The organism is Brevibacillus soli (assembly GCF_044759095.2).
Taxonomy (GTDB): domain Bacteria; phylum Bacillota; class Bacilli; order Brevibacillales; family Brevibacillaceae; genus JBIYSM02.
The window spans coordinates 1-3,462 of the sequence record NZ_JBIYSM020000091.1 but is presented as its reverse complement, the minus strand read 5'-3'; the positions used below and the strand labels follow the sequence as shown (position 1 = coordinate 3,462).

The 3,462-nt window shown below is 51.0% G+C and carries 5 protein-coding genes; all 5 read right to left on the bottom strand.

Features of this window, described 5'->3' with window-relative positions; translation table 11 throughout:
• Positions 1 to 113: 113 nt before the first annotated feature.
• Positions 114 to 626 (bottom strand): ACT domain-containing protein, encoded by a 513-nt coding sequence (locus ACE99V_RS20195; protein WP_400492990.1) that lies wholly within the window; start codon positions 624 to 626, stop codon positions 114 to 116.
• Positions 627 to 660: 34 nt separating this feature from the next.
• Positions 661 to 993: a hypothetical protein gene (locus tag ACE99V_RS20190; RefSeq protein WP_400492989.1), complete on the bottom strand. Its 333-nt coding sequence runs from the start codon at positions 991 to 993 to the stop codon at positions 661 to 663.
• An 18-nt stretch (positions 994 to 1,011) separates the two neighbouring features.
• A complete protein-coding gene (mnmA, locus tag ACE99V_RS20185) occupies positions 1,012 to 2,124 on the bottom strand; it encodes a tRNA 2-thiouridine(34) synthase MnmA (RefSeq protein ID WP_400492988.1) in 1,113 nt (370 codons plus the stop codon).
• Between the two features lie 122 nt (positions 2,125 to 2,246).
• On the bottom strand, positions 2,247 to 2,468 hold the full coding sequence (gene tlp / locus ACE99V_RS20180; RefSeq protein ID WP_400492987.1) for a small acid-soluble spore protein Tlp: 222 nt from the start codon (positions 2,466 to 2,468) through the stop codon (positions 2,247 to 2,249).
• An 84-nt stretch (positions 2,469 to 2,552) separates the two neighbouring features.
• Entirely contained in the window at positions 2,553 to 2,876 is a 324-nt protein-coding gene (locus ACE99V_RS20175; protein WP_400492986.1) for a 2Fe-2S iron-sulfur cluster-binding protein, read from the bottom strand.
• Positions 2,877 to 3,462: the final 586 nt, after the last annotated feature.

Below are 3,462 nucleotides of genomic sequence, written 5' to 3'. Positions count from 1 at the left end.
TTCGCCGGGCGGGGCCCCGAACACTTTTCTAGCGGCTGTATGGGATGTCCAAATTTATAAATTCTTATACACCAAAAAAATGCTGTCCCCTCGTTGGGTGACAGCATTTTCATTTATTGCAGGGACATCACTTTTGTGATCTGCGGCAGTATTTCGATGAGCGCAACCACGTCCGGAGTGATTTCTTCATCGGTAATGGAAACGAGCAAGGCGTTCTTGCCTTTCTGCTCCCGCGAAACATTCAGTTTGGAAATATTGATCTCCTTTTCCGCGAGAATGCGGGAGACGTCGTAAATGACGCCAGGATAATCGATATGATATACAAGAAGTCCGTGTGAATCAGGAGGAATGCGGCAGGAGCAGTAATTGATTTCACTGAGGTACACTTCCCGGTAATCCTGGGCAAAGGTGTACTTGTTGTCGCCCACCTTCAAAACAGCGAGATGATTGGTATATTCACCGGAGCTTGCCTGTACCGGTACACTCACACCCAAACCGTCCAGCAGCGCCTTGGTGATCTGCTCCCGATTCTCATGCGCCAAAATGGTCAGATTCGCTCCCGTCAACTGCGGCTCCAGGCGTTGTATCAATTGAGCGAGGGATCTGAGACCCGTCGTATCTGTCATGGTTATGCACTCACTTTCATTTCCGAATCCCCATTCATTCGGGAAGAATCCACTCTTCCTTCTCTTTCATTATAGAGGAATAGTTGTCGGAGCGATACCATGCCGTCAAGGTTTTGCCATTTTTCAGGTAGGTAATCTTGTAGATCGTGTTACCCTTGCCGCTTTGTTCAAACGGACTTTTGTCTTTGGGCACGACCTCGATCTGCTGAACCTCTCCACCCTTGGATTGAATGACCTGATGAATTTTTGCGACATGCTCCTTGCTTGTCGTTGACATACCCATATAGGCCAGTATCCCGAGAAGTACGGCCCCCGCCATGAAGAGGATGATCATCCATTTCGATTTATTTACACTTGACGCTTCCACTTCTCTCCCCATCCTTTGTCATTGACCGTTGTCGAGCAGTGTGACGCGGTCGATTGTGCCCCCTCCGAGGCATTCATCCCCGCGGTAAAAGACGACCGCTTGACCGGGCGTGACCGCTTTTTGAGGCTGATCAAACACAACTTCCACCGTGTTGTCTTCACGGACATGTACGGTCACCCCCTGATCGGGCTGACGGTAGCGGAACTTGGCCGTGCAGGTGAACGTCGCAGCCGGCTTGTTGTCGCTGATCCAGTTTACATCTGTCGCAATCAGGCTGGTTGAGTAAAGACGGGGGTGGTCGGAGCCCTCGGCGACGATCAGGACGTTTCGCTCCAGATCCTTGTCCACGACGAACCACGGTTGACCGCTTTTGCCGTATCCGCCGCCGATCCCTAAGCCTTGCCGTTGGCCCAGTGTGTAGTACATCAACCCGTCGTGACGGCCGATCACCGCACCTTCCACCGTTTCAATATCTCCCGGTCGGGCCGGCAGGTAGTTTTGCAGGAACTCGCGGAAGTTTCGCTCCCCGATGAAGCAAATACCTGTGCTGTCCTTCTTCTTTGCAGTGGCCAGGCCTGCTTTTTCGGCAATTTCCCGTACCTGCGGTTTGGTCAGATGGCCGATTGGGAACATCGTCTTGGACAGCTGGGCTTGTCCCAATGCGTTCAGGAAGTAGGTTTGGTCCTTGTTGTTGTCCGCACCGCGCAACAGCTTGTACTCCCCGTCGCGATACTCCACCCGGGCGTAATGACCCGTGGCGATATAGTCGGCACCCAGATCCATTACTTTTGCCAGCAGCTCACCAAATTTGATTTCCCGATTGCACATGACATCCGGGTTGGGAGTGCGTCCCCGTTTATATTCATCCAGAAAATACTGGAAGACCTTGTCCATGTATTCTTTTTCAAAGTTCACTGTGTAGTACGGTATGCCCAATTGGTCGCAGACGCGCCGTACATCCTGAAAGTCTTCTTCCGCCGTGCAGTGGCCGAATTCATCGGTATCGTCCCAGTTTTTCATGAAGATCCCGATTACGTCGTAGCCTTGCTCCTTCAGCAGGTAGGCTGTAACGGAAGAGTCGACGCCCCCGGACATACCGACGACGACGCGTGTCTCTTCTGGTCTTTTCATTTCTGTGCCCCTCTTTTTTTAAAATGTATCCTTATCAATGTACCATGTTTTGCAGAAGAATTCATGTATCCCTGCACTTTGCATACAAAAATGCCTGCCAAAAGCGGCAGGCTTGATCATTACTATTCCATGCGGGAAGCCTCGTCCGTGATTTCCGAACGGAATCCGTCGATACTTTCTTCTCGCCGCTGGTTCTTTGCTTCGATGTTTGCACAATCTTTTGGAGACGTTTCCTCCGCATGCGCCTTCAGGTAATCGCGGGATTCGCGAATGTTCGCCTCTGTGCTTTGAATCATTTGCTGCAGCTTTTCCACATTGTCTGAACGGTCGTCGGGTTTGGCCATCAGGAACACTCCTTTGTCAAAAATGGATCATACCTGTACCATTATGCACCCGAAATCATCCAAATATGTATGGAGACCCTGCCATTAATCGGTCGGCCGCGGTCCCGCATCCATGCCCGACTCCGTTACCGTCATCAACGGCTTGACCGTCATGTCGCCATGGACGCGAATCTGACAGGAGAGACGCACGTTATCCTGAGTGATGCCTTTCGACTCCCGCAGCTGCGCCTCTGCTTCACTCATCGCGCCGGGGTCGCCTGCCAGCACTTCTACGCGACAGGTGGTGCATCGAGCGTTGCCACCGCAGCGGTGAAGAATGTCAACCCCGTTGTCTTCCAAAGCGAGAACCAGCTTGGTTCCTTCCTCTACTTCAAACGTTCCTTTTCCAACAACATCAATTTTTGGCATGTTCTTCCCTCCTTCTGCTCCTTATCGTATCATGACGCGTTCAAAAGACAAAATCGCTTGTGTTATTATGATACCAACCATGTCAAACTGAAACGGCGGGCGGGGAGGTGAATGCCTATGGCTGAACGAACCATACGAAAGCTGGGTGACCCCGCTTTGCGGGAGGTTTGTAAACCGGTAACCGAAATCACGCCCAACATCATAAAACTGCTATGTAAAGCAGGGCCATCTCTATCATGAGCTGACGAAGGAGCGGGTTGACGTGCTTGAGATGATTCGCATCTCAAGAAGGAATGGATAACCGAAGATGTTGATACCAGCAGGAACCGGACCGTCTTAGGGGCGGTCCGTTTTTTTTCGGTGTATAAGAATTTATAACATTGGGACATCGAATACAGCCGCTAGAAAAGTGTTCGGGGCCCCAGCCGACACCAGCGTTAGCTAGTTACTCCTGAAAAAATCGTTTTTTGGCAGAAGCATCTCATTGTGGTGAATCTCAGGGGGCTACCGTGTAACTGTATCCGTTAATCGTTGCTTATTTGGCCATTTGGGCTGCTCTTCTGAGGTTATGAGCCCAGATTCCGAA

What these genes read in the sequence shown, in the direction of transcription:
- ACE99V_RS20195 (WP_400492990.1), bottom strand. Translation starts at nt 626, where the DNA reads ATGACAGATACGACGGGTCTCAGATCCCTCGCTCAATTGATACAACGC.
- ACE99V_RS20175 (WP_400492986.1), bottom strand. Translation starts at nt 2,876, where the DNA reads ATGCCAAAAATTGATGTTGTTGGAAAAGGAACGTTTGAAGTAGAGGAA.
- mnmA (WP_400492988.1), bottom strand. Translation starts at nt 2,124, where the DNA reads ATGAAAAGACCAGAAGAGACACGCGTCGTCGTCGGTATGTCCGGGGGC.
- tlp (WP_400492987.1), bottom strand. Translation starts at nt 2,468, where the DNA reads ATGGCCAAACCCGACGACCGTTCAGACAATGTGGAAAAGCTGCAGCAA.